Genomic DNA, 19,253 nt, shown 5'->3' with positions numbered 1-19,253 from the left:
CATCATGGAGGTTCTATTCGTCTTCGCCATTCCGAGCGGAGGCATGAATACGCTGAACCGGGAACGCATTCGTGCGCTCACGGCTTCCGGCATCCCCTGCCGGCTGCTCTACTTCGCGCATGGGAGCGGCATGCATGCCGGCCCTATGCCTTGTCCCGTTCACTACAGCTACTCGGCCGAAGAAATGAAACAGCTGCTGCTGCAACATCCTCCCTCGCTCATCGTGATGACTTCCTGGTATGCAGAATTATACCTGCTCCGCTCCATCGGATATAAAGGCCCATTAGTATTCGAGATTCAAGGACTCGGTCCGCTTCAGGAAGCGCGCAAGGCAATGTCGGACGCCTTTCCGTTCATTCAGCCGCACGCGAATGCTGTCTTATATCCTGGCACGCCGCTCGTCGCGGCGCTTGCAAGCGTCATGCTGCCTCATAAAACGATGTTCTCTTTCCCGAATCCGATCGATACGGCGCAGTTCCGGTATATAGCGGGCAAAGGAAATGCAGCGAAGTCAATGCCGCTCCTGTGGATCGGCCGCATCCATCCGAACAAAGGGTGGCTCGAATATTTGCACATCGCCCGGCTGCTTGCGGAGCGCGGCGAGAATCCGGATCTGTGGATGTTCGAGGACCCGCAGTTGTCGACGGCAGAGGAACGTGAAGCTTTCGCGCAAACCGCTGTCGCCCTTGGACTGGCCGATCGGATCAAGCTTCTTCCGAACGTGCCAAGACCGCAGATGGCCGAATATTTATCTGCTGCTGCAGATTCCGGCGGCATGCTGCTGATGACTTCATTGTCGGAAGGCGCTCCATACGCCGTTCTGGAAGCGATGAGCTGCCGCTGTCCGGTATTGACCGGTGATAACGACGGCGTAAGGACGATGATCGACGACGGAGTGCACGGCATCTACTACGAGTTCGGAGACGTTGCAGGAGCGGCCGACTCGGCGCAGCGGCTGCGGCATGATTCGAGGCTTCGACGCTCGGTCGTTGCCAAGGCCGAGCAACGTGTGCAGACCGAATTTACTCCAGCACGTTATGTCGCCTCCTTCAAGCAGATGATGCGGGCGCTCGGCGTTCTGTAACAGCGGCGCCTGACTAGCCGCGCCGGAGCTTGTCCGCACCGGATAGGAGCGGAGCCCGCCCGATTCATTGCGGGTGCAGGCAGAAAGCGACGTCTGCTGTTCGCAGCCGACTGCCCGCATCCGCATAGAGTCCAGCGATGAGCAGCGCGAATAGCGAACGCACTGCTATTGGGCGCCGAGCTGGCGCAAATAGAGGCTCCAGCGGTTCCGATAGCTGCTGAATAACGCTTGCGTCTCGCGTTCGATCCGTTCTTTGTTGCGCATCGTTCCCATGTCCTCATGCCACCGGTATGCAGTCAGCGGCTCAGGCGTCAGATGGAACGGGAAACCGGCCAGCATGACACGGTACCAATAATCGAGATCATGCGTAAACGTCTGCTGCTCATTGAACGGTCCGATCCAGTTGAACAACGATTTGCGCATCATGACCGTACAGCCGTTGACGGGATTGCAGCTTGTGAAAGCACGCATCAGATCATGGGCGGAGGCAGGCGGCGTGATGCCGAACTGCGTGTAGCGTCCTTTGCCGTCGATGCAGTCGAAGCCGGTATGACCGATCCAAGCATCTGCGCTGCGCATGGCTGCAAGCTGCTTCTTCACCTTATCCGGGTAGAAGAAATCGTCCGAGCTGAGCCAAGCCACATATTCGCCGCTTGCATGCCGAAAACCGTGATTCAAGGCGCTTGCCGTTCCTCCATTGGACTTGCCTAAATAGCAGATTCGCCCCTCGTAAGGTTTAAGCAGTTCGGCATGCTGGGTCGAACCGTCGTCGACGACAATCACCTCTATATTAAGATACGTCTGCGACAATGCGCTCTCGACCGCTTCCTTTACATACGGATCGTTATAGAACGGAATAATGATCGACACTTTCGGGTGATCGTCACGCATCGTCTACTCGTCTCCTTGACTCAAATATTTCGATCTTGCATCGTTCAGCGTATCCGCAATAGACTGCTCCAGCGGAATGCGAGGCGCCCAGCCGAGCGCACGGACTCCGCCCGCATCGACCGGCTCCGGCGACGGCGCCTCAGAATCGCCTATGTCGAAGGAGAGCGGACTGCTCGCTTCCGCTTCGAACCGCTGAGCCAACTGCTCGATCGTAACGAACCGGCCCGAGGCAACGGGGTACAACTGCCCGGACACGCCGCCTTGCAGCAGCGTTTCATAAGCCGCCATCGCATCGCGCACATCCAGATAGTCCCGGCGCTCATGCCGGGACGACAACCGGAAGACGGGAACCGGTTGGCCGGCTTCCGCAGCCTTCTCCGCCGCGGCCGTATAACGGGCAAGCAACGCGCATAGTCCTTGAGACCGTCCCGGTCCGATAAGATTGGACGGCTCTGCAACGACGACATCGAGTCCGTATAGAGACGGCCAGCATTGGGCGATCAACACTTGCATCGTTTTGCTTAAGCTGTACGGATGCGGCGGATTCGGAGCAGAACCGTCAGACGGAGGTTGGAACCGTAGCATCGAGCCTGCAATCAGGATACGGCAGGGCCGGTCTGCGCTGCGCACCGCTTCCAACAGATGAACGGTGCCCATTGCGTTCGTCATCAAGTAACCTGCCGGATCCCGCCAAGAACGGTCCGAGGCGTTCAAGCCGGCGAGGTGGACGATCAGATCCGGCTTGGACTCGGCAACCGCTCTGCGGGCATCTTCCGCGTCTGTCCAGTCACAGCGGATCAAGGAACTTGACGGCGGCTCCGCATGAACGGTATGGCGGGAGACGGCAGCGATAACGTCGTACCCCGCGTTCCGGAAGTGCGTCACCGCATGCTCGCCGCTGAATCCTCCCGCCCCCGTTATGAGCAGCTTGGCGCTGCTCATGACGTCCGCATCCATTCTGCGAGTTCCTCCAGCATCAGGCGGTAAGGCAGCGGCACATACGTCCAATCTTCTCTCGTCGACACGAGCGAACGGTCGTTCACAGGCTCTGCCGAAGGCACTATTATGGCATCTTCATTCCCGATAACCGATTGGAACAGCTGAAGCAGCTCAAGCTTGCTGACGGTCTCCGGCGCAGCCAGCTGAACAAGACCGCCGATATCCGGACGTTCAAGTGCGTAGTGAACCGCCTTAGCCAGCTCCAGCGTCGTTACGCCGTTCCAATAGACTGCCGAGTAACCTTGTACCGTTCCCCGCTGTGCGAGAAACCATTGCAATAAGCCGATGCCGTTAGCGTTCCGGTCGGGTCCGACGATTGACGTTCGGATCGTCAGATGCCGGGCGTCCGTCACTTCGCCGATCGCTTTCGTCCGGCCGTAAACGCTCGGATTATCCGGAATGTCGCGCTCGGTGTAACGGCCTTTGACGCCGGAGAATACGCAATCGGAGCTAATATGGATAAGCCGCGCGCCAGCCTCTTCAGCCGCATGCCGGAGCCAATGCGGCAGCCAAGCGTTCACCCGGTATGCGGCAAGCGGATGCCGCTCGGCATCCGCATTCAATATGCCGACAGCATTCACGATAGCATCAGGCCTGCGCTGCGCGATGACCGACGCCACCTGCTCGAAATCGGCCGCATCGAGCGGTAAGCCGCCGGCATCATCCGGCCGGCGGGTCGTATATTCAACCTGAAAGCCGGGTACCGTCCGGAAATAACGAACGAGCATATGTCCGGCCATCCCATTGCCGCCGATGACGAGCAGCTTCATGCGAGGAACCCCCCGCGCACGAGCATCTGCCGTATATGTTCTTGATCCATCACGTTCTGGCTGGAGCTGAAGCTGTCGAACTCAACAGACGGATAGCTGGCGTAATGCTGCTTCAGCCCCGGAATATCGAGCGGCGGCAGGATGACCAAATACTCGTCGTCATAGACGACCGTGCTCTTGCTCTCGAACTCCGTCAGCAATATCTCATGCAGCTTCTCACCCGGGCGTATGCCTGTCTCCAGCACATCCGCCTGGCGTCCGAGCGAATCCATCAGCACTTGCGCCAGATCGACGATTCGGCAGGTCGGCATCGTCATGACGAATATTTCGCCCCCGATGCTTTCAGCTGAAGCTTTGAACAGCAGCTTAATGGCGTCCTGCAGCGTCAGGAAGAACCGCGTCATCCGAAGATCCGTAATGCCGACCTGGCGCTTCGTCTGAATCTGGTGCATAAACAGGTGAACGACGCTGCCGTTCGTTCCCAGCACGTTGCCGCCGCGGACACAGACGAATTTCGTCTCGGAGCGCAGCAGGTTCGCGTATACGATCAGCTTCTCGCCAATCGCCTTCGTCATGCCGTAGAAGTTGGACGGATTGGCCGCCTTATCGGTGGAAATATAAATGACCCGCTTTACTTTATTCGCGATTGCCGCCTCGATTACGTTCTGCGTGCCGATGACGTTCGTCTTCAGCGCTTCATACGGTTGATCCTCGCATACCGGCACATGCTTCAGCGCAGCCAGATGGAATACGTAATCGACATGCTCGCAAGCACGGATCAGCGCTTCCTTATCACGAATGTCGCCAATACAGAACGTCAGTCTCGCATCCTCGAAAAACCGGCTCATCGCCACCTGACTGGACTCGTTGCGGGAGAATACGATGATCTGCTGCGGGTTTTGCGGGAGCAACTGGCGAATGAGCTCGTATCCCCATGACCCGGTCCCGCCCGTCACCAGAATACGCATGTTGTTAAACATTCCATTTCCCTCCAAGCACAAATTTCACCACAATATCCGATACATGCTCCGCCTTATAACCGTCCGGGAAGCTCCAATCCGATGGAAGGCTCATCATGACAGCCGCTGCTCCCGCAATATGGTCCGGCCTCAAGCCGCACACCGTGTTGCTGCCGCAATCGACCGTCTCCGGCCGCTCCGTCGTATCCCGAATCGTAACGGTCGGAACGCCGAACAGACAGCACTCCTCCTGCACGGTCCCGCTGTCGGTAATCGCAAGCCGGGCATGCTTCTCCAGCTTTACGAAGTCGATAAATCCGAACGGCTCATGCAGCTCGACGAGCGGATGAACGGTTTGAAGCAACTCGGCGGCGAGCTTGGATCTTGTTCTCGGGTGAACGCTGCAGATGATCCGCATGCCGGTATGCTCCGCTACCCGGTTCAAGCCTTCGATAATCGACGACAGCCTCGCAGGATCATCCACGTTCTCGGCGCGGTGAGCCGTGACGAGAACATACTGTTGTTCCGCGAGCTCCAGCCGATCGAGAACGCCGCTTGCATCGATTCGAGACTTATAGAATTGAAGCACCTCATGGATCGGATTTCCGGTCTGAACGATCCGGGAAGCCGGGAAGCCTTCGCGAAGCAAGTTGCTTTTGCTATAGGAGGTATAGGGCATATTGATCGTGGAAACCGCATCGATAACGCGTCTGTTCTTCTCTTCCGGCACCTTTAAATCGTAGCATCGGTTGCCCGCTTCCATATGAACGACCGGAATGCCCATCCGCTCCGCCACGATCGCGCACAGCGCACTGTTCGTATCCCCGAGCAGCAGTACGACGTCCGGCTTCTCCTGCAGCAGCACTTGTTCAATCTCGCCGAATATCGCGGATAGCTGGGCCCCCAGCGTCTGCTTGCCGGACGAGAGCGTATAATCCGGCTGTCTGACATTCATCTCGTCGAAAAAAATACCGCTTAACGATGGCGAGAAGTTTTGCCCCGTATGAACGAGCACATGCTTCTCCGCCAATCGATCCAGCTTCGCAATAATTAGGCTGAGCCGGATAATTTCCGGTCTTGTGCCCAATATCGTCATGACCCGCACGGCGCAACCTCCTCTCCTTGATTGTTGCCTTGAGCGCATTCGTTACTTATCGCTTCGCGCGTCTCCTGCTCTTGCGAGCGTTGTTGCTTCTGCGCGTACTGCTGCGCCGGCGGCCAGCCGGCTTGCTCCGTTTCCTGCTGCCGGTGCCTGCCTGCCGTCTGCGCTCTTTGCCGCTTCGTTTCCGGTCCTTGTGAAGCCCCCTCGTTGCTTTTGGTGCGGCTGGCGGAAGAGCCGGAGAAGGCAGCACAACCGGCTGCTCCAGTGTGCCGATCAGCTCGCCAAGCGGAAGTGCGCGAATGGTAGCATCGTCTACCGTGACTACATCTTTGAACGAGTAGCCCGCTTCCAGAAAAAACTTCTCGGATACGAATGGCCGCAGCTTACCGTCCTCCAGCAAATAAACGACAGGGGTGCTCCCTCTCACCAAATGAGGTTTGACAACAGCGTCTACTTTCATCGCATTCAGCAAATGCACCAGCTTGCTCCGGTATGCGGCGATGCCATATGCCCGTTCTACGGCAGCACGGTTGCGTATCCCGACCTCTGCCATTTCCGATCCGCTGCGCAGCAGGCCGTCTACCCGGCTGACCAATCCCGGCACATCGCCGACGGCGGCGCTGTAAACGGCGTTGCCGGTCGACTGCATCACTTCCGCCAATCCGCCCGAGGCAAAAGCGACGACCGGCTTGCCGAACACAAGCCCTTCGAGTGCCGTCAATCCGAACCCTTCGGCTGTCATACTCGGCACGACCAAGATGTCGAGCGCGGGGTAGATCGTCTCAATCCGGTTCTCGAATCGTATCCAGCGGAACCGGTCCATAATGCCGCTGCGCCGGGCCAGATCCATGCCGGAGTCGAACAGCGGCCGGTCAACCGGATTGCCGACGACCAGAAACAGGGCGTCCGGATGACGGCCCGCAATCTCGACCGCCATTTCGATGAAAGGCATATACCCCTTATTCGTATAGATCGACGAAGCGATAAATCCGATCAGCCGATGCTGCGTTTTGACGGCAAGGCCGCTTCTGCGCAGCTCGCGGTTAGACTGCCATGTATCCGGAGCCAGGTCCTCGAAATGCCATGACGGCGGGAGAAGCAGCATTTTGCTCCCCATCTGCGGGTAGAACGTTCGGATCGGCTGCAGCGTCGATTCCGATATGCCGACGATCCAGTCCGAGTACTTCTGGATGAGGGTGACGGCATCGGCTGTGCAGGGGGTCGACCGGATCGTCTCCATAACCGACCAGACCACCGGTATGCCCAGCTCCTTCGCGGCGATTGCCGGCATCGGATGAACGACCGTATTGACGAGCACGGCGTCCGGCCGCTGGCTGGCCAGCAGATGGACAAGTGCGGCATAGTCCGCTTTGCTGCGGAATTGGTGAAGCTCCTCCAGCAAGTGCGGCTGCGCCAAATATAGCGGCACCGAGATCGGTATCGGCTGTACGGCAACCGGGATTCCTCTTGCAGCCGCAGTCGCGGATAAATAACCATCATTCGGGACGACCAGCGTACATTGAAAATACGGTTCAAGCTCGCGAAGCATGAACAGCAGAAGCTTCTCCGCACCTGTGACGTACGTCTGGCTGCATATATGCGAGAACACGAACAGCCGAGGCTTGGAACGCAAGCAGACCTCACCTCCTTGGTTGGCTCCTTCATAGTTGAACCAGAACACGCTTATCCTAGTTGCTACAATATATTGACAAGACGTTCGGCACGGCACGACAGATGAACCTGCACCAAATGCACAAAAATCGGCGGTCCGGACTCCGCGCTCGCCGCACAGCTTCCGCCCGCCGTATCGTTAGCCGAACAAAATGGCCAGCATCGTCTCCAGACGTTTCGCATACGTATGATCGCGCAGCGTCCGGAATAACCCGCGCAGCGCAATTTGTCTCCGTTCCTGTTCATGAGTCAAGTAGTATTCGATCTTGTCGATCATTTCCTGCGGCGAGGAGTAGGTGACAATTTCGACGTCAGGTGTGTAATAAAGCGGCAAGTCCTCCCGGATGTCCGTCAGCTGCAGTGTAGCGCATGCGGCAATCTCGAACGTCCTTGGATTAGGCGATACAGCCGGGATCAACGCGCTGTTGTTGTTGAACGATTCGTCATCGTGCGCCCGGTGCATGTTGATGACTATTTTGGCGCCGTTATACACGTTCGCCGTCTCCTCAGGAGTCATCCATCTCCCTAACGCGATCTTGGGACCCAGTTTCTGAAAATTGCGCAGACGCTCCCACCATATGCCGCTAATGCGCGTATCCTTGGTAGCCAAGTAATCCGTCATTTGATCGAAGAAGGCGACCCGCTTCCAGTAAGCCGAGCCTACGAAGCTGATTTCTTTCCGTTCGGTTCTAGGAGGATTGCGCGGCCGGAATACGGACGGGTAGACGCCGAGCGGCAAATAATGAACCTGTTGGCATCCTAGCGACAGGTAGAAATCGACGCACACTCTTTCCAGCGTGAATATGACATCGTAATGCGGGGCCAGCCGCGAAGTAATGTCGGTGTAATACGGATCATCGGTAAACCAGACGACGGTGCGGATGCCTAATTGGCGAATCGCATCGATTTGGTCTGTTTCGAATTCCAGCCCGTCCAGCACAATGACGACGTCGGGTCTGAGTCTGGCCGCCACTTCCGCAACGGGCTGCTGCGCATTCGTAATGCTAAGCCTTGCCGTTAGCGTCCGGAGCGTCTCGGCTACCGCTTCGTCAAGCGGCGAATACGGATAGCCTTTGCCTGTCGCAACGAACAGAACATGAACAGGCCTGACGTTGATTTCATGCGTGACGGACTGCAGCAGCGACTCGCATTGCCCGAACCAATAGCCGTGATCCCAGCCGGCCCTGAAGCCGTCCTGCTGTCCTTGCAGGTAAGCATCCTGCACTTCGATCACCTTCTTTCTTCGGAAACCGGATGTGTACGCCGCTAGCCCGCTACAGCCTGTATTGAAGCAACTGCATAAACTGATCGATGCGCGACGAATAAGTATGGTCTCTCAGCGTTCTGGCCAGTCCGCGAATCGCAACCGCGCGGCGCGCATCTTCATGTTCGAGATAGAACTTAATTTTGTCGCCAAGCTCTCTTGCATCCTGGAACGTGTCGAGCTCGAAGCCCGGACGGTAATAGGCGGCTAAGTCTGCCCGCACATCCGTTAACTGCAGCGTACCGCAAGCGGCAATCTCGTACGTGCGCGGGTTAATAGACAGCCCGGGATACTGAAACATATTTTTGTTATCGGATCCCGCATCAGTCGTCCGATGCAAATTAATAACGATTCTTGCGCCGTTGTAGTAAGCGACGGATTCCTCGACTGGAAGCCAGCCGTGCCGGATAAATCGGCTCAACTGGTCGTACTGCGTCAACCGGTTCCACAACCCTCCAGCGATAAACACTTTCAAGCCGGCCAATTGCGGGGCGATGGCGTCGAACATTTCAACCCGGTTCCAGAACGCCTGGCCGATAAAACAAACGTCCGAATCGTATTGCGTCCCTACCCGAAGCGGCTTGAACAGTGCGGGATGAACGGCAAGGGGCAAATAATGCACATCCGTGCAACCGAATTCCCGGTACAACGGAATGGTGCTCATCTCATGGGTCAGCACCGTATCATAGCGCGGCGCGACGATAACGGTGTCTGCCGTTACATAGGGGTCATCGGCGAACCAAATGATCGTACGAATCCCCGCTGCGCGAATCGTATCGACCTGGGTCAGATGATCGTCCGGAAACACATGCAAGCCGTTCAGCACGAGCACGAAGTCCGGGCGAATCAGCAGTGCCTGCTCCGCCATACGGCCCGCTTCGACGACATGCAGCTCTTGAACCGCCTCCTGCAGGGCATGGATAATACCGTCGTCGATCGCTTGAAAGCCTTGCGGCACGTAGATGACCCGCAAATTGTTTCTGGTCGCGACATGCGTGCCGATACAGCGCATGACCGCTTCGCACGCACCGTCCCTCCACCCTACGCGAAAACCGGTCTCGTAGCCGGCAGCAGCAACGGCGGCAGCATCATCATGGACGTACGCTGTCTGCTGCAAGGAACTGACCGAAACTGCGGCTGCGGAGCTTTCCCGTCTATTGCGGCTCATATCCGTTCACCTCATCTCCACAATATGCTCTCCATGTCGAACGCACACGGGTATGCGCCGTCCGCCGATCAAAATTGGCGAATGTCCATACCGCCGGTCAGTTGCGCAACGGCATGCCGAATAGCCCAGTGACCGGTCTCCCGGAGACGAATCCGAAAGACGTTCACTAGGCAATAGGGCGTAATACCGCTCTATATTTGTTGTTCATAGGCAAGCTGATGGCCGTCCTCGAACCCTTTGGCGAAGCCGGCATTATACCCTTCATTATAGGCTTTGTCGAAGCCTTGGTTATATGGTTCGCGATATACGGCAGGCCGCTGCGGCTTTCTTCGGCTGACCCTCCGCTTGGACGCTGCTTTGCTTGACCTTCGCGATGCAGCCGGTTTCCTAGAGCGCCCTTTGACCGTGCGTCTGCTTCGGCCTTTCGCCCCCGCCGTTCTCCGGGTTGTACGCTTACTGCTGCCCCTCGTCGCTTTCACGTATTTTCCTCCTTGACCTTACGTTCAAAGCTAGCCGCTTCCGGTTGAGCCACGGTCTCGCAGGCCGGCCTCGGCGAAGCTCGCCTAGCCGAATGCCGGTTACCGATTCGGCCAGCGTCTGCTGCAGACGGCTCAAATGCTCCACATTGCGCCGCAGCGAAGCGGCTAACGGATCCGAATGGGAGGAGACGTCTGCTATCGACTCTAGAATGCGTGCAAGAGCATGCTGGCTCTTGGCGATTGAAGCAATCAAGTCGAGCTTCACGGAGCGCGCCTTGTCTCTCTCGCTGTTCACAATTGACCTCCCGTGCTGCCTCCGAACATCATGCTGCCTTCGTCGCTATTTTCCAGACCATGCTCCAGCGCCACTTTCATAATCGCATTCATCCCGCGGCCGAGCTTCGTCAGCCCGTCGATGACTTCTACAATCTGATCGTGCATACGGACGGATTCCGTCAGTTGCTGATGCTGCTCGGAATAGGCATCGGACGACACATGATTGCAGATCCAGTTCCGTACTTTCTCCGCCTCAACCGCTTTGGCTTCCAGAATCATCGACACGTTCCACTGCAGTTTGGCCGCAGTATCCAACATCTGTTTAAAGGCTTGCTCGCGGCTTGCCATACCGCCCTCGCCCTCCTCTGCTTCAGATCGCAAGTCATTCGTCTTCTTCTTCCATTTCCATGATGACGTGATACAACTGTTCCGCCATCATTTCCTGTAATTCCGCGATGCTATTGAGATATGCGATTACACTTCGCGTGACGCCGCTCGCTTGATCGATAAGCCCGGTGAATCCGCCCAGCTCAGGATCTTCATCCGGCAGCGCATGGATCATCTGTGCCGTGCGGACGACGACATGCCGTTCCGCTTCCAGCACCCGGGCCAATTGCCGATTCGTGTGAGAGACGTGCTCGACCAGCGCGTCAATCGGATCTTCCATGCCGCAGCCCCTCTCATGCCCTTACTTTTATCAACATATGCTCCGGAAACGACAGGGTGACGAGTAGCGGGGCTTGCCGCTATAACGTTTGATGCAGCGTAACCGGCAGGATGACAGGCAATCCGTCCGGCAATTCCTGCAGCGCCGACTCGCTCAGACGAATCGCCCGTTGCTTCGTGTAGCCCCACCGCTCGGCAGCAGCTGCCGACACGATCAACCGCTTCTTGCCGTCTTCGACGGCGTATTTGTTGCCGTCATTGCCTTCTGCCACATAATAACGCGCTCCGTGCATCAGGTAAGAGGGTTGAAGCTGCGGGTCGTCGTTTGAAACCTCCTCGCCGATCGGATAGCGGCGAAGATCGAACTGGGATATCCGGACAACCGGAAGACGCGGCGTGCCTCCAAGCGGACGGCGCTTGCCTTGGTCGAGCCAGAATACGGTATCACCGACTCCTTTTACGAACGCCCGCTGCGGATAAAAGTCGGTCTGCCCGAACAAGCTGCTTCCGGATTCCCCGGACTGCTCCTTGCGGGCGCGCCACTCGTTGACGCGATGGACCAGCTCGTGCGGATTGCCCCATTTGTCCATATAGTACTGCATATTATGATGGTTGACTTCGTTCAGCCGGTCGCCCAGCGCCTTAATGCTGACACTGCCGAAGTGATGGATGAACGCATCCTGCGCAATGACAAGCGCGTAGCCCTGCAGCCGAACTCGAATATTATAATCGTCATCCTCATAATTGCCGATCTCGTAGCCCTCGTCCAAATAACCCGTTCGCTCCAGCAGCTCCCGCCGGAACAGCAGGCAGAAGCCTGTCAGCCTGTCGGTTCTAATCCATTTGGCCGGATTCGATACGTTATTCAGCTTCGCAAAATCGTACATGTCTTCAATTTCCGTATACGGGACTTCAATCTTCTGATCACCGCTAATATAGTTCGTCACGGGTCCGACTAATCCGATCCGTTCGTCGCTGTGCAAGCAGGCGAGCATATTATCAAGCCAGTTCTCCGTCACGAGCGTATCGTTGTTCAGCAGTACGAGCGTCGTCCCTTTCGCCATCATCAGCCCGGCATTGACCGCCCCGGCGAAGCCTCGGTTCTGATCCAGAATGCGGCACCGGATCTGCGCTCCGATCTCCTGCAGGTACGATCCGGTCTCATCCGTCGAACCGTTATCGACAACGATGATCTCGTAGGGAAGATCGGTATGGTCGACGATGCTCTCGATACACGATTTTAAGTACACTCCCTGATTATAAGTCGGAATAATGATGCTGGTGCCGTCAAACAGTGTATCGAAGCTCTCCGCCCCCGAACGTTTGCCTTCCTCGTAGCCCGCGCGAAACCCGTTATCGAACCGCGAGCCTTCATTGTCGGACGTATGCCGGACTTCTCTCGGCGCCGCGCGCCTCGTTCTTCGCCCTGAGCGTCTGAGCTGCCGCAATGTGCTTCTCATGCTCTTCATCCTCTTTCGTATCGGTATCGTTAGAGTCTCAACTGATGGGTGACGATGCCGTCGGCCATATGTCCAAAATCAAGCGCGGCTTTGCCAAGCTCGCTCGCAATTCTGCATGCAATAACGACGGCTGGAATACCGGCGGCAACAAGAGCAAGATCGAACGATACGGTCCACGCTTCCTGCATGACCCGTTCGATATCCGCAAAGCCGCGGACCGGCGCAATAATACCTGCCACCGTATAGCCTGCCGCTTGCAGCAATTCCGCTAACGCCGGCGACGAATTGCCGATGAGCAGCAGCTTCTTCCCTTGCAGCAGCGGCTGAAGCAGATGTTCTTGATACAAGCTGTAATTAATCGTCGAGCTCGTCAGCCTGAGCGATCGAACGTCAAGGTGATGGCCTCTGAATGCCGGGTACAGCAGCGGTTGAAAATGTTTGCGGCGGGACAACGGAACACCGACGATGGTTGCGCGGCGAACCGCATCTGCAAGCAGATCGCGAGCGGCAATATCCGGTGGATCAACGCCCGCATAAGGCAAGAAAGGCGCCTCGTGAACCGTGTACTCGGCCGGGTATACAATATCTTGCGACAGCGTCATCAACTCGCCGTCTCCAATCCGGACGACGGAGCAAGGCGTTCCCGCTTGAACCGCGGCTTCCAGCTCTGCATAAACCTCCGCCGTATCCAAAAGCCTCGTACCGAGCGGCAACAGCCTCTCCACGCCCATTGCAATAACTTCGCGGAGACTAACCTCCGGCAGCAGCACGTTATACGGCACCGCTTGCTCCAGAAGCTGCTCGCCCCCTTCGTAAACGGCAACCTCTATTGGATCAACCGGCTGCCCGGCCAGCCGGTCATAACGCGGCTCTCCCTTCATCTCCTGCTTAACCGCCGTTCTGTCCGGCGGCTCAGTGCTAGGCGGCATGCTCTGAAGCGGAAGCGGCAAGCCCCTCTGCCTGATGGAGTAACGGCGCCTTGCACGCCTTCGTCTGGCGGAATGCTGGCCGGCAGACGCTCTCCTCTTGGCCTGCTTTAACGAACCGCCTGCAGATGCCGGTCGCCGGAGTGGCCGTCTTGAGCGTTGTCCGCGCTCCGCACCGCCGTGGACAGAAGCTTGGCCGGGCGGGAGCCCCGGCTCTCTCTTCCCTCCCGTTGAAGCAGCCGCACGCTCTAGCAAAAGCCGGTTCGTAAATAAAGTCGGCTTTGTTGTTCGTGTTCGGCGAACCATGTGATCACCTCGGCTCTCCCGTATCGGACCCTTCGCTCATCTTCCCATCGGACGGCATCAGCATTCGGCCTGAAGCCTCATGCAGCGAATCGAATGTGCCGGCGTCGGCCCACCAGCCGCCAAGCACCGCATAGGACAAATTCCCTTGCCGCGCGTAAGCGTTGTTCAGATCGGTAATCTCCAGCTCGCCCCTGCCGGAAGGCGTCAATTGACCAATCATGCCGAATGCCGATGAATCGTAGAAATAGATGCCTGTCACGCTGTAATTCGTGGCCGGCTGCTCCGGCTTTTCCGTAATGACACGGATCGTCTTGCCGTCATCACCGAAAGTCGGAACACCATAGCGGCGGGCGTCCTCCACCTGCTTAAGCAGAACCATCGCGCCTTGCTCCTGCTCTTCGAATTGGCGAACGAAACCCGTAAGCGAATCCTCGAACAGATTGTCTCCGAGCAGCAGAACGAACTTCTCCGACTCGTTGATGAACGGACGGGCCAGATCAAGCGCCTGCGCGATGCCGCCCGCCTCTTCTTGAATGCGGTACGTCATCGCAACGCCGAACTCCGATCCGCTGCCGAGATAAGTAATAAACAGTCCTGCGGAAGAACGGCCTGTAATGAGCATAATTTCGGTTATGCCTGCTTCTTGCAATTTGGCAATCGAATAATGAATCATCGGGTAACGGCCAACGGGCAGCATATGCTTATTGAACAATCCGGTAAGCGGCCGCAGTCTCGTACCCGTGCCGCCAGCCAATATAACAGCCTTCAAAACAATACCCCTTCCTGCTTGGAACAGGCATAAAAGCCCGTCCGTCATGTGCCGATAAATGTGCCGGGATCGATACCCCACTTGTCGATAAAAAGCTGGCGGTTCCGCTCAATGAGCCGCTCGACCTCTTCGCTGTCCGTACGCCGGAAGCTCGCGCTCCCTTCGTGATAGACGAGTGCGTCCTTACACATCACCAAGCTGTAGCCGCTCATTCGAATACGCAAGCAGTAGTCGTCATCCTCGTAGTGGCCAGGTGAGAACCGTTCGTCCAGCTCGCCTACCTTCTCATACACTTCCCGCTTGAACAGCATGCATAGCCCGACAATCCGCATGACGCGCATCCTCTTGCCCGCATCCGGGCGGTTCACATCGCTTGCGATTCGCATAAACTGCTCCAAACTGTCGAACCGGTAGTCCGCTTGCTGCAGCCCGCTCGCATAGTTCGTAATCGGTCCGGTTAAGCCGATTCCTTGCTCCTGCTCCAGTCCGGCGGCGAGATTCGTGAGCCAATTCGGCGTCGCCACAATATCGTTGTTGAGCAACATCAGCCGCTCGCCTGCAGCAACCCGAAGCCCTTTGTTGCAAGCAGTCGGGAACCCGGTGTTGCCTCCAAGCGACACAAACGATATGCGCCGTTCGGCGCACCATTCACAGGTACCGTCCGCCGATCCGTTATCGACGACGATGAGCTCATACGGCGTCTCCCGATCATCGGTATGCTCACGGATCGAATCGATGAGGCGCCGAAGCAGCCCCAGTCCGTTATACGTTGGAATAATGATGCTCGTCAGCTTGCGGCTCATAGCTGACGGCTCCTTGCGATAGCCTCTCTGCGCCGGCTGGTGTCTGCTTTCGACAGCCGGGCTCCGCCCTTGTCCATGACATGCTTAAGCGCTTCGACATGATCGCCGACGATGAGCCTCGCCACCTCGTTATCGCGTCCGACATTGTCATTCCTCATCCGATTCGCTGTTACCACGTTAACGGAACCTGCAGTACGCACAATGAGCCCGTCGGCAATCGCTGCTGCTTGCGCTTTCGGCGGTACGGCGAGCAGCGCCGAACCGATTCGCTCGATTGCTCTTCTCGACAACGCATGCGGGACCGATGTGAGCGAACTCGCATGCAAATCCGGTCTTCCAAGCGACAAATTCAAGAACGCTTTCAACCTCGTCACATCATCCCAGTCGCGGAACAGCGGCAAGTAAGGCGAAATATCGTTTAATGCTACGTCCGTTCCTCTTGCAACGGCGGCGATAAACGGCTTCAGCTTCTCGGCTGCAATCCGAAAATCCCCATCCACGAACAACACGATATCCGACGTGCACATTCTCGCCCCGACCGCTCTGCCGACATCGTGGCCGATCTTATCTGCATAATGCACAATCGTCACCCCGGGAAACGATCGGGCCTCGCGGAAACTGCCGTCCGTGCAACCGTTCAGCACAACGACGATTTCTTCAAGCGAAAGCTTCGCAAGTTCCTCCAAGACGAGCGGCAGCGTTCGTTCTTCGTTGTAGGCCATGACGACAGCAGCAGCCCTGCAGCCGGCCGGAAGCACCAATCCGGGCTGCTTTGCGTCGCTGCTTCGAGCCTTGCGTCTGCTCTGCATTCGTCCATCACCTCGCATAGTGCCTTTTCCTATACCGGTCTTCGAATCCGCACCGTGTGCCCCTTCGGTTAATCATCCAATCCAGCGCCTCAAGATGGTCGCCGACGATAATATTCTCCAGCGGTTTGACACGCTCACGCGCAATGCGCGGGGGATTCAATTTGCCGACGTTGATGCGCCTTACTGGCACGACTCGCAATCCCGATTGAACGGCTTTGGCATGGGCAAGCGGCGGAACGGCAAGCGCCTCTGCCCCGATCGTTTCAACCGCGAAGCGGCTTAGCGCGTGCGGAATGGCGGTTAACGAAGTGCCTTCAAGATCAGGACGCTCCAGCAGCACGTTCAGCGCATGCTTCGCCAGTACAACGCTGTGCACATCCGGCTTGGCCGTTGGTCCAGAATAATCGTTCAAGGCAACATCGATGCCGTCTCTTATTACGGCTTGCACGAACGGCCGCAGCTGCCCGGCCGGTATGACCATATCGCCGTCGATAAATAACAGAACTTCGCCGCGCGCGGCTTGCGCGCCTATTGCACGTCCGACATCGTGGCCTAGCGGTGCGCCATACTCCATGACGCGCGCCCCGGCTTGGCTGGCGATACGGGCGGAGCCGTCCTTCGAGCCATTCGCGACAACGATCACTTCAACCGAAGGATGTACCGCGAACGCTTCACGAATGACGCGCCGGATCGTCCTCCGTTCATTCATGACGGGGATAATGACCGATACGAGCGGAACGGAATCCGGACGCTTAACACGCACTTCACTTCCCGCGGGTCTGCTGGGTGCAGGTCTCGCACTCTTGAACCGGCCTGCTGCCGGCAAAGCCGCAGACGTACGCTTGCTCCTTCTGATGTTCGCCTGCCCGCTGCGAGGATTGAGCCGTCTTCGCATGCCTTGCGACGTTGGGCGAGCCTGCCGTTTCCTTCCGGACGTGGCGAACCGGGAACGTACGAATGCAACACGATCCATACGATCACCTCCTCACGAATGGTTGAAGGATCGGCTTAACGAATAAGCGGCTGGTGTTTTATTTGCTATCTTATGTTTGTCAACTTGCTTCGCAACGGCGTATGTACGTCAAGGCATTCGCGGTTGCTTCTCGTCCCTCGGGCCATGCAAGATGATTGTCCGGGGCTAGCTCTACTCCATTTTCATTCTCCTTCTCAGCGGCCGCACAGAAGTAGAATGAATATCCATCTCTTCGCTGACAACCGTAGATACTCTATAGAGCTTCACGGCTATTTTTATTGCACTTTGTACAATGAGATCTGCCCGTTAGTTGCGAAACGAAAGATCTCGTTGCATAACGCACAATGGAAAATTCGCGGAATGCGCTAAATGGAGGCCATTTGGCCGTCAAGCCATTATTTTCGTTGTATCCCGTACAATGCGACGCTATTGCAGCTTATCCGCTAAATCGTTTCATTGTACTGCATGCAATGAAGATAAAGAGCCGTTCGTATTTTCCATCCCGATTAAAGAAAACGGGGCTCTCCCGAAAGTCATGAAATGACTTTCGGGAGAGCCCCTTGCGTTCATTGAGAATTTTATCCGAATGATTTCGCTCCAATCGCAATCCAGTTAATGAATCCGACCGGCTCCGTGCTGAATCGAATCCGGGCAACGGAGATGACAGCGAAATCTTCCGACTTGCCTTTCAGAATCGCGATGCAAGCCGGGTGGTCGGTCATCGCAACGAGCGAATAAAGCGAATCTGAGAACGGTTCGTCGAACGGAATAATGACATCGCATGTTTCCTCCTGCCCTTTGAAAGCAAAAGCGGCAAGACCGAACTGCTGCAGAGGTACTGTGCTGCCGGATGGTGCGCACACCGGCGTGACAGCCAGCTGCCCAATTCCGACTGCACCCGGCGCCAGCTCCCGTGAACCGATGGAGCCGGCGGCAAGATGGGCGGATTCCACCGCACCTTGTGCCAGATGACGCGGCTGAATAGCGCCTGCTCCAATAGTTGGCTTGCTGATCATGCCTAGCACATCAGGCGACAGCTTACCGGCGCTGATGCTGCCGTCTGCAACGGCCTCTCTTGTGACCGCTCCCGTGCTAAGATGCTGAGGACCGATGCTGGCATCTGCCAACTGATTGCTGCCGACCGCCCCCGAGATCAGATGCTCCGGCAGCACGCTGCCGTATGCGATATGGGTCGACCGGACAGCAAGGTCCGCCAGTTGCTCTGGTCCGACCGAACCGCTGGCCAGCTTCGCTTCCGTTACCGAACCGTCGATCAACTGGTCAATGCCGACCGTCCCGGCCGCCAGTTTCCCTGCCGAAATGGAGCCTGCGGCCAGCTTCTCCGACGTTACGCTGCCGTCTGCCAGCTTCGCTTCCGTTACCGATCCGTCGATCAACTGGTCGGTGCCGACCGAATAGAATGCCAGCTTACCTGCCGTGACTGAACCTTCGGCCAGTTTATCGGACGTTACGATTCCGTCTGCCAGCTTCGCTTCCGTCACCGAGCCTTCGATCAACTGGTCGGTGCCGACCGTCTCGGCTGCCAGTTTCCCTGCCGAAATGGAGCCTTCGGCCAGCTTCTCGGACGTCACACTTCCGTCCGCCAGCTTCGCTTCCGTTACCGAGCTGTCGATCAACTGATCGCTGCCGACCGTTTCTGCCGCCAGTTTCCCTGCCGAGATGGAGCCTTCGGCCAGCTTCTCGGACGTCACGCTGCCGTCTGCCAGCTTCGTCTCCGTTACCGAGCCATCGATCAACTGATCGCTGCCGACCGTTTCTGCCGCCAGTTTCCCTGCCGTGACAGAGCCTGCGGCCAGTTTCTCGGACGTCACGCTGCCGTCCGACAGCTTCGCTTCCGTCACCGAGCCTTCGATCAAT

Annotated in this window: 20 protein-coding genes; 1 reads left to right on the top strand and 19 read right to left on the bottom strand. The window is 57.2% G+C overall.

Annotation, left to right across the window (positions count from 1 at the left end; all coding sequences use genetic code 11):
* Window positions 1-4: 4 nt before the first annotated feature.
* A complete protein-coding gene (locus tag PKO01S_RS20525) occupies window positions 5-1,084 on the top strand; it encodes a glycosyltransferase family 4 protein (RefSeq protein WP_127533313.1) in 1,080 nt (359 codons plus the stop codon).
* 165 nt (window positions 1,085-1,249) lie between these two features.
* Here the strand turns inward: PKO01S_RS20525 and PKO01S_RS20520 are convergent, their stop codons facing one another.
* From PKO01S_RS20520 to PKO01S_RS20430, 19 genes are all read right to left on the bottom strand, one after another.
* The gene (locus PKO01S_RS20520) at window positions 1,250-1,975 is read right to left on the bottom strand and encodes a glycosyltransferase family 2 protein (RefSeq protein WP_127533312.1); all 726 of its coding nucleotides are present in this window, start codon (window positions 1,973-1,975) and stop codon (window positions 1,250-1,252) included.
* A 3-nt stretch (window positions 1,976-1,978) separates the two neighbouring features.
* Window positions 1,979-2,932 carry an NAD-dependent epimerase/dehydratase family protein gene (locus PKO01S_RS20515; RefSeq protein WP_127533311.1) on the bottom strand — a complete coding sequence of 318 codons (954 nt, stop codon included), beginning with the start codon at window positions 2,930-2,932 and terminating at the stop codon, window positions 1,979-1,981.
* Window positions 2,914-3,744 carry a dTDP-4-dehydrorhamnose reductase family protein gene (locus PKO01S_RS20510; protein WP_127533310.1) on the bottom strand — a complete coding sequence of 277 codons (831 nt, stop codon included), beginning with the start codon at window positions 3,742-3,744 and terminating at the stop codon, window positions 2,914-2,916. The genes PKO01S_RS20515 and PKO01S_RS20510 overlap by 19 nt, the downstream gene beginning before the upstream one ends.
* The gene (locus PKO01S_RS20505) at window positions 3,741-4,724 is read right to left on the bottom strand and encodes a polysaccharide biosynthesis protein (RefSeq protein ID WP_127533309.1); all 984 of its coding nucleotides are present in this window, start codon (window positions 4,722-4,724) and stop codon (window positions 3,741-3,743) included. Before PKO01S_RS20505 ends, PKO01S_RS20510 begins: the two co-directional genes overlap by 4 nt.
* On the bottom strand, window positions 4,717-5,808 hold the full coding sequence (gene wecB / locus PKO01S_RS20500; RefSeq protein ID WP_127533308.1) for a non-hydrolyzing UDP-N-acetylglucosamine 2-epimerase: 1,092 nt from the start codon (window positions 5,806-5,808) through the stop codon (window positions 4,717-4,719). Before wecB ends, PKO01S_RS20505 begins: the two co-directional genes overlap by 8 nt.
* 46 nt (window positions 5,809-5,854) lie before the next feature.
* Window positions 5,855-7,438: a glycosyltransferase family 4 protein gene (locus PKO01S_RS20495; RefSeq protein WP_127533307.1), complete on the bottom strand. Its 1,584-nt coding sequence runs from the start codon at window positions 7,436-7,438 to the stop codon at window positions 5,855-5,857.
* Between the two features lie 177 nt (window positions 7,439-7,615).
* The gene (locus PKO01S_RS20490) at window positions 7,616-8,701 is read right to left on the bottom strand and encodes a CgeB family protein (protein WP_246070661.1); all 1,086 of its coding nucleotides are present in this window, start codon (window positions 8,699-8,701) and stop codon (window positions 7,616-7,618) included.
* A gap of 49 nt (window positions 8,702-8,750) precedes the next feature.
* On the bottom strand, window positions 8,751-9,908 hold the full coding sequence (locus PKO01S_RS20485; protein WP_127533305.1) for a CgeB family protein: 1,158 nt from the start codon (window positions 9,906-9,908) through the stop codon (window positions 8,751-8,753).
* Between the two features lie 191 nt (window positions 9,909-10,099).
* Window positions 10,100-10,387, bottom strand: a complete 288-nt coding sequence (locus tag PKO01S_RS20480; protein ID WP_127533304.1) for a hypothetical protein — start codon at window positions 10,385-10,387, stop codon at window positions 10,100-10,102.
* Window positions 10,362-10,682 (bottom strand): hypothetical protein, encoded by a 321-nt coding sequence (locus PKO01S_RS20475; RefSeq protein ID WP_174818599.1) that lies wholly within the window; start codon window positions 10,680-10,682, stop codon window positions 10,362-10,364. Before PKO01S_RS20475 ends, PKO01S_RS20480 begins: the two co-directional genes overlap by 26 nt.
* Entirely contained in the window at window positions 10,679-11,044 is a 366-nt protein-coding gene (locus PKO01S_RS20470; RefSeq protein WP_246070660.1) for a restriction endonuclease subunit S, read from the bottom strand. The genes PKO01S_RS20475 and PKO01S_RS20470 overlap by 4 nt, the downstream gene beginning before the upstream one ends.
* A gap of 1 nt (window position 11,045) precedes the next feature.
* A complete protein-coding gene (locus tag PKO01S_RS20465; protein ID WP_127533303.1) occupies window positions 11,046-11,330 on the bottom strand; it encodes a nucleoside-diphosphate sugar epimerase in 285 nt (94 codons plus the stop codon).
* 79 nt (window positions 11,331-11,409) lie between these two features.
* Window positions 11,410-12,789: a glycosyltransferase family 2 protein gene (locus PKO01S_RS20460; protein ID WP_246070659.1), complete on the bottom strand. Its 1,380-nt coding sequence runs from the start codon at window positions 12,787-12,789 to the stop codon at window positions 11,410-11,412.
* 29 nt (window positions 12,790-12,818) lie between these two features.
* Window positions 12,819-14,021 carry a GT-D fold domain-containing protein gene (locus PKO01S_RS20455; protein WP_127533301.1) on the bottom strand — a complete coding sequence of 401 codons (1,203 nt, stop codon included), beginning with the start codon at window positions 14,019-14,021 and terminating at the stop codon, window positions 12,819-12,821.
* A gap of 4 nt (window positions 14,022-14,025) precedes the next feature.
* Window positions 14,026-14,790, bottom strand: coding sequence for a sugar phosphate nucleotidyltransferase (locus PKO01S_RS20450; RefSeq protein WP_127533300.1), 765 nt, complete (start codon window positions 14,788-14,790; stop codon window positions 14,026-14,028).
* Window positions 14,791-14,834: 44 nt separating this feature from the next.
* Window positions 14,835-15,593, bottom strand: a complete 759-nt coding sequence (locus PKO01S_RS20445; RefSeq protein WP_127533299.1) for a glycosyltransferase family 2 protein — start codon at window positions 15,591-15,593, stop codon at window positions 14,835-14,837.
* Window positions 15,590-16,402, bottom strand: a complete 813-nt coding sequence (locus PKO01S_RS20440; RefSeq protein WP_246070658.1) for a glycosyltransferase family 2 protein — start codon at window positions 16,400-16,402, stop codon at window positions 15,590-15,592. Before PKO01S_RS20440 ends, PKO01S_RS20445 begins: the two co-directional genes overlap by 4 nt.
* 7 nt (window positions 16,403-16,409) lie before the next feature.
* Window positions 16,410-17,375 (bottom strand): glycosyltransferase family 2 protein, encoded by a 966-nt coding sequence (locus PKO01S_RS20435; protein ID WP_307719844.1) that lies wholly within the window; start codon window positions 17,373-17,375, stop codon window positions 16,410-16,412.
* Between the two features lie 578 nt (window positions 17,376-17,953).
* Window positions 17,954-19,253, bottom strand: a 1,300-nt coding sequence (locus PKO01S_RS20430) for a WIAG-tail domain (protein ID WP_127533297.1), incomplete at its 5' end; no start/stop codon positions are given.

Origin of the sequence: Paenibacillus kobensis NBRC 15729, from assembly GCF_004000825.1 — a bacterium.
Lineage (GTDB): Bacteria > Bacillota > Bacilli > Paenibacillales > Paenibacillaceae > Paenibacillus_T > Paenibacillus_T kobensis.
The sequence above is the reverse complement of the archived record's forward strand: the minus strand, read 5'-3'. Positions and strand labels throughout refer to the sequence as shown.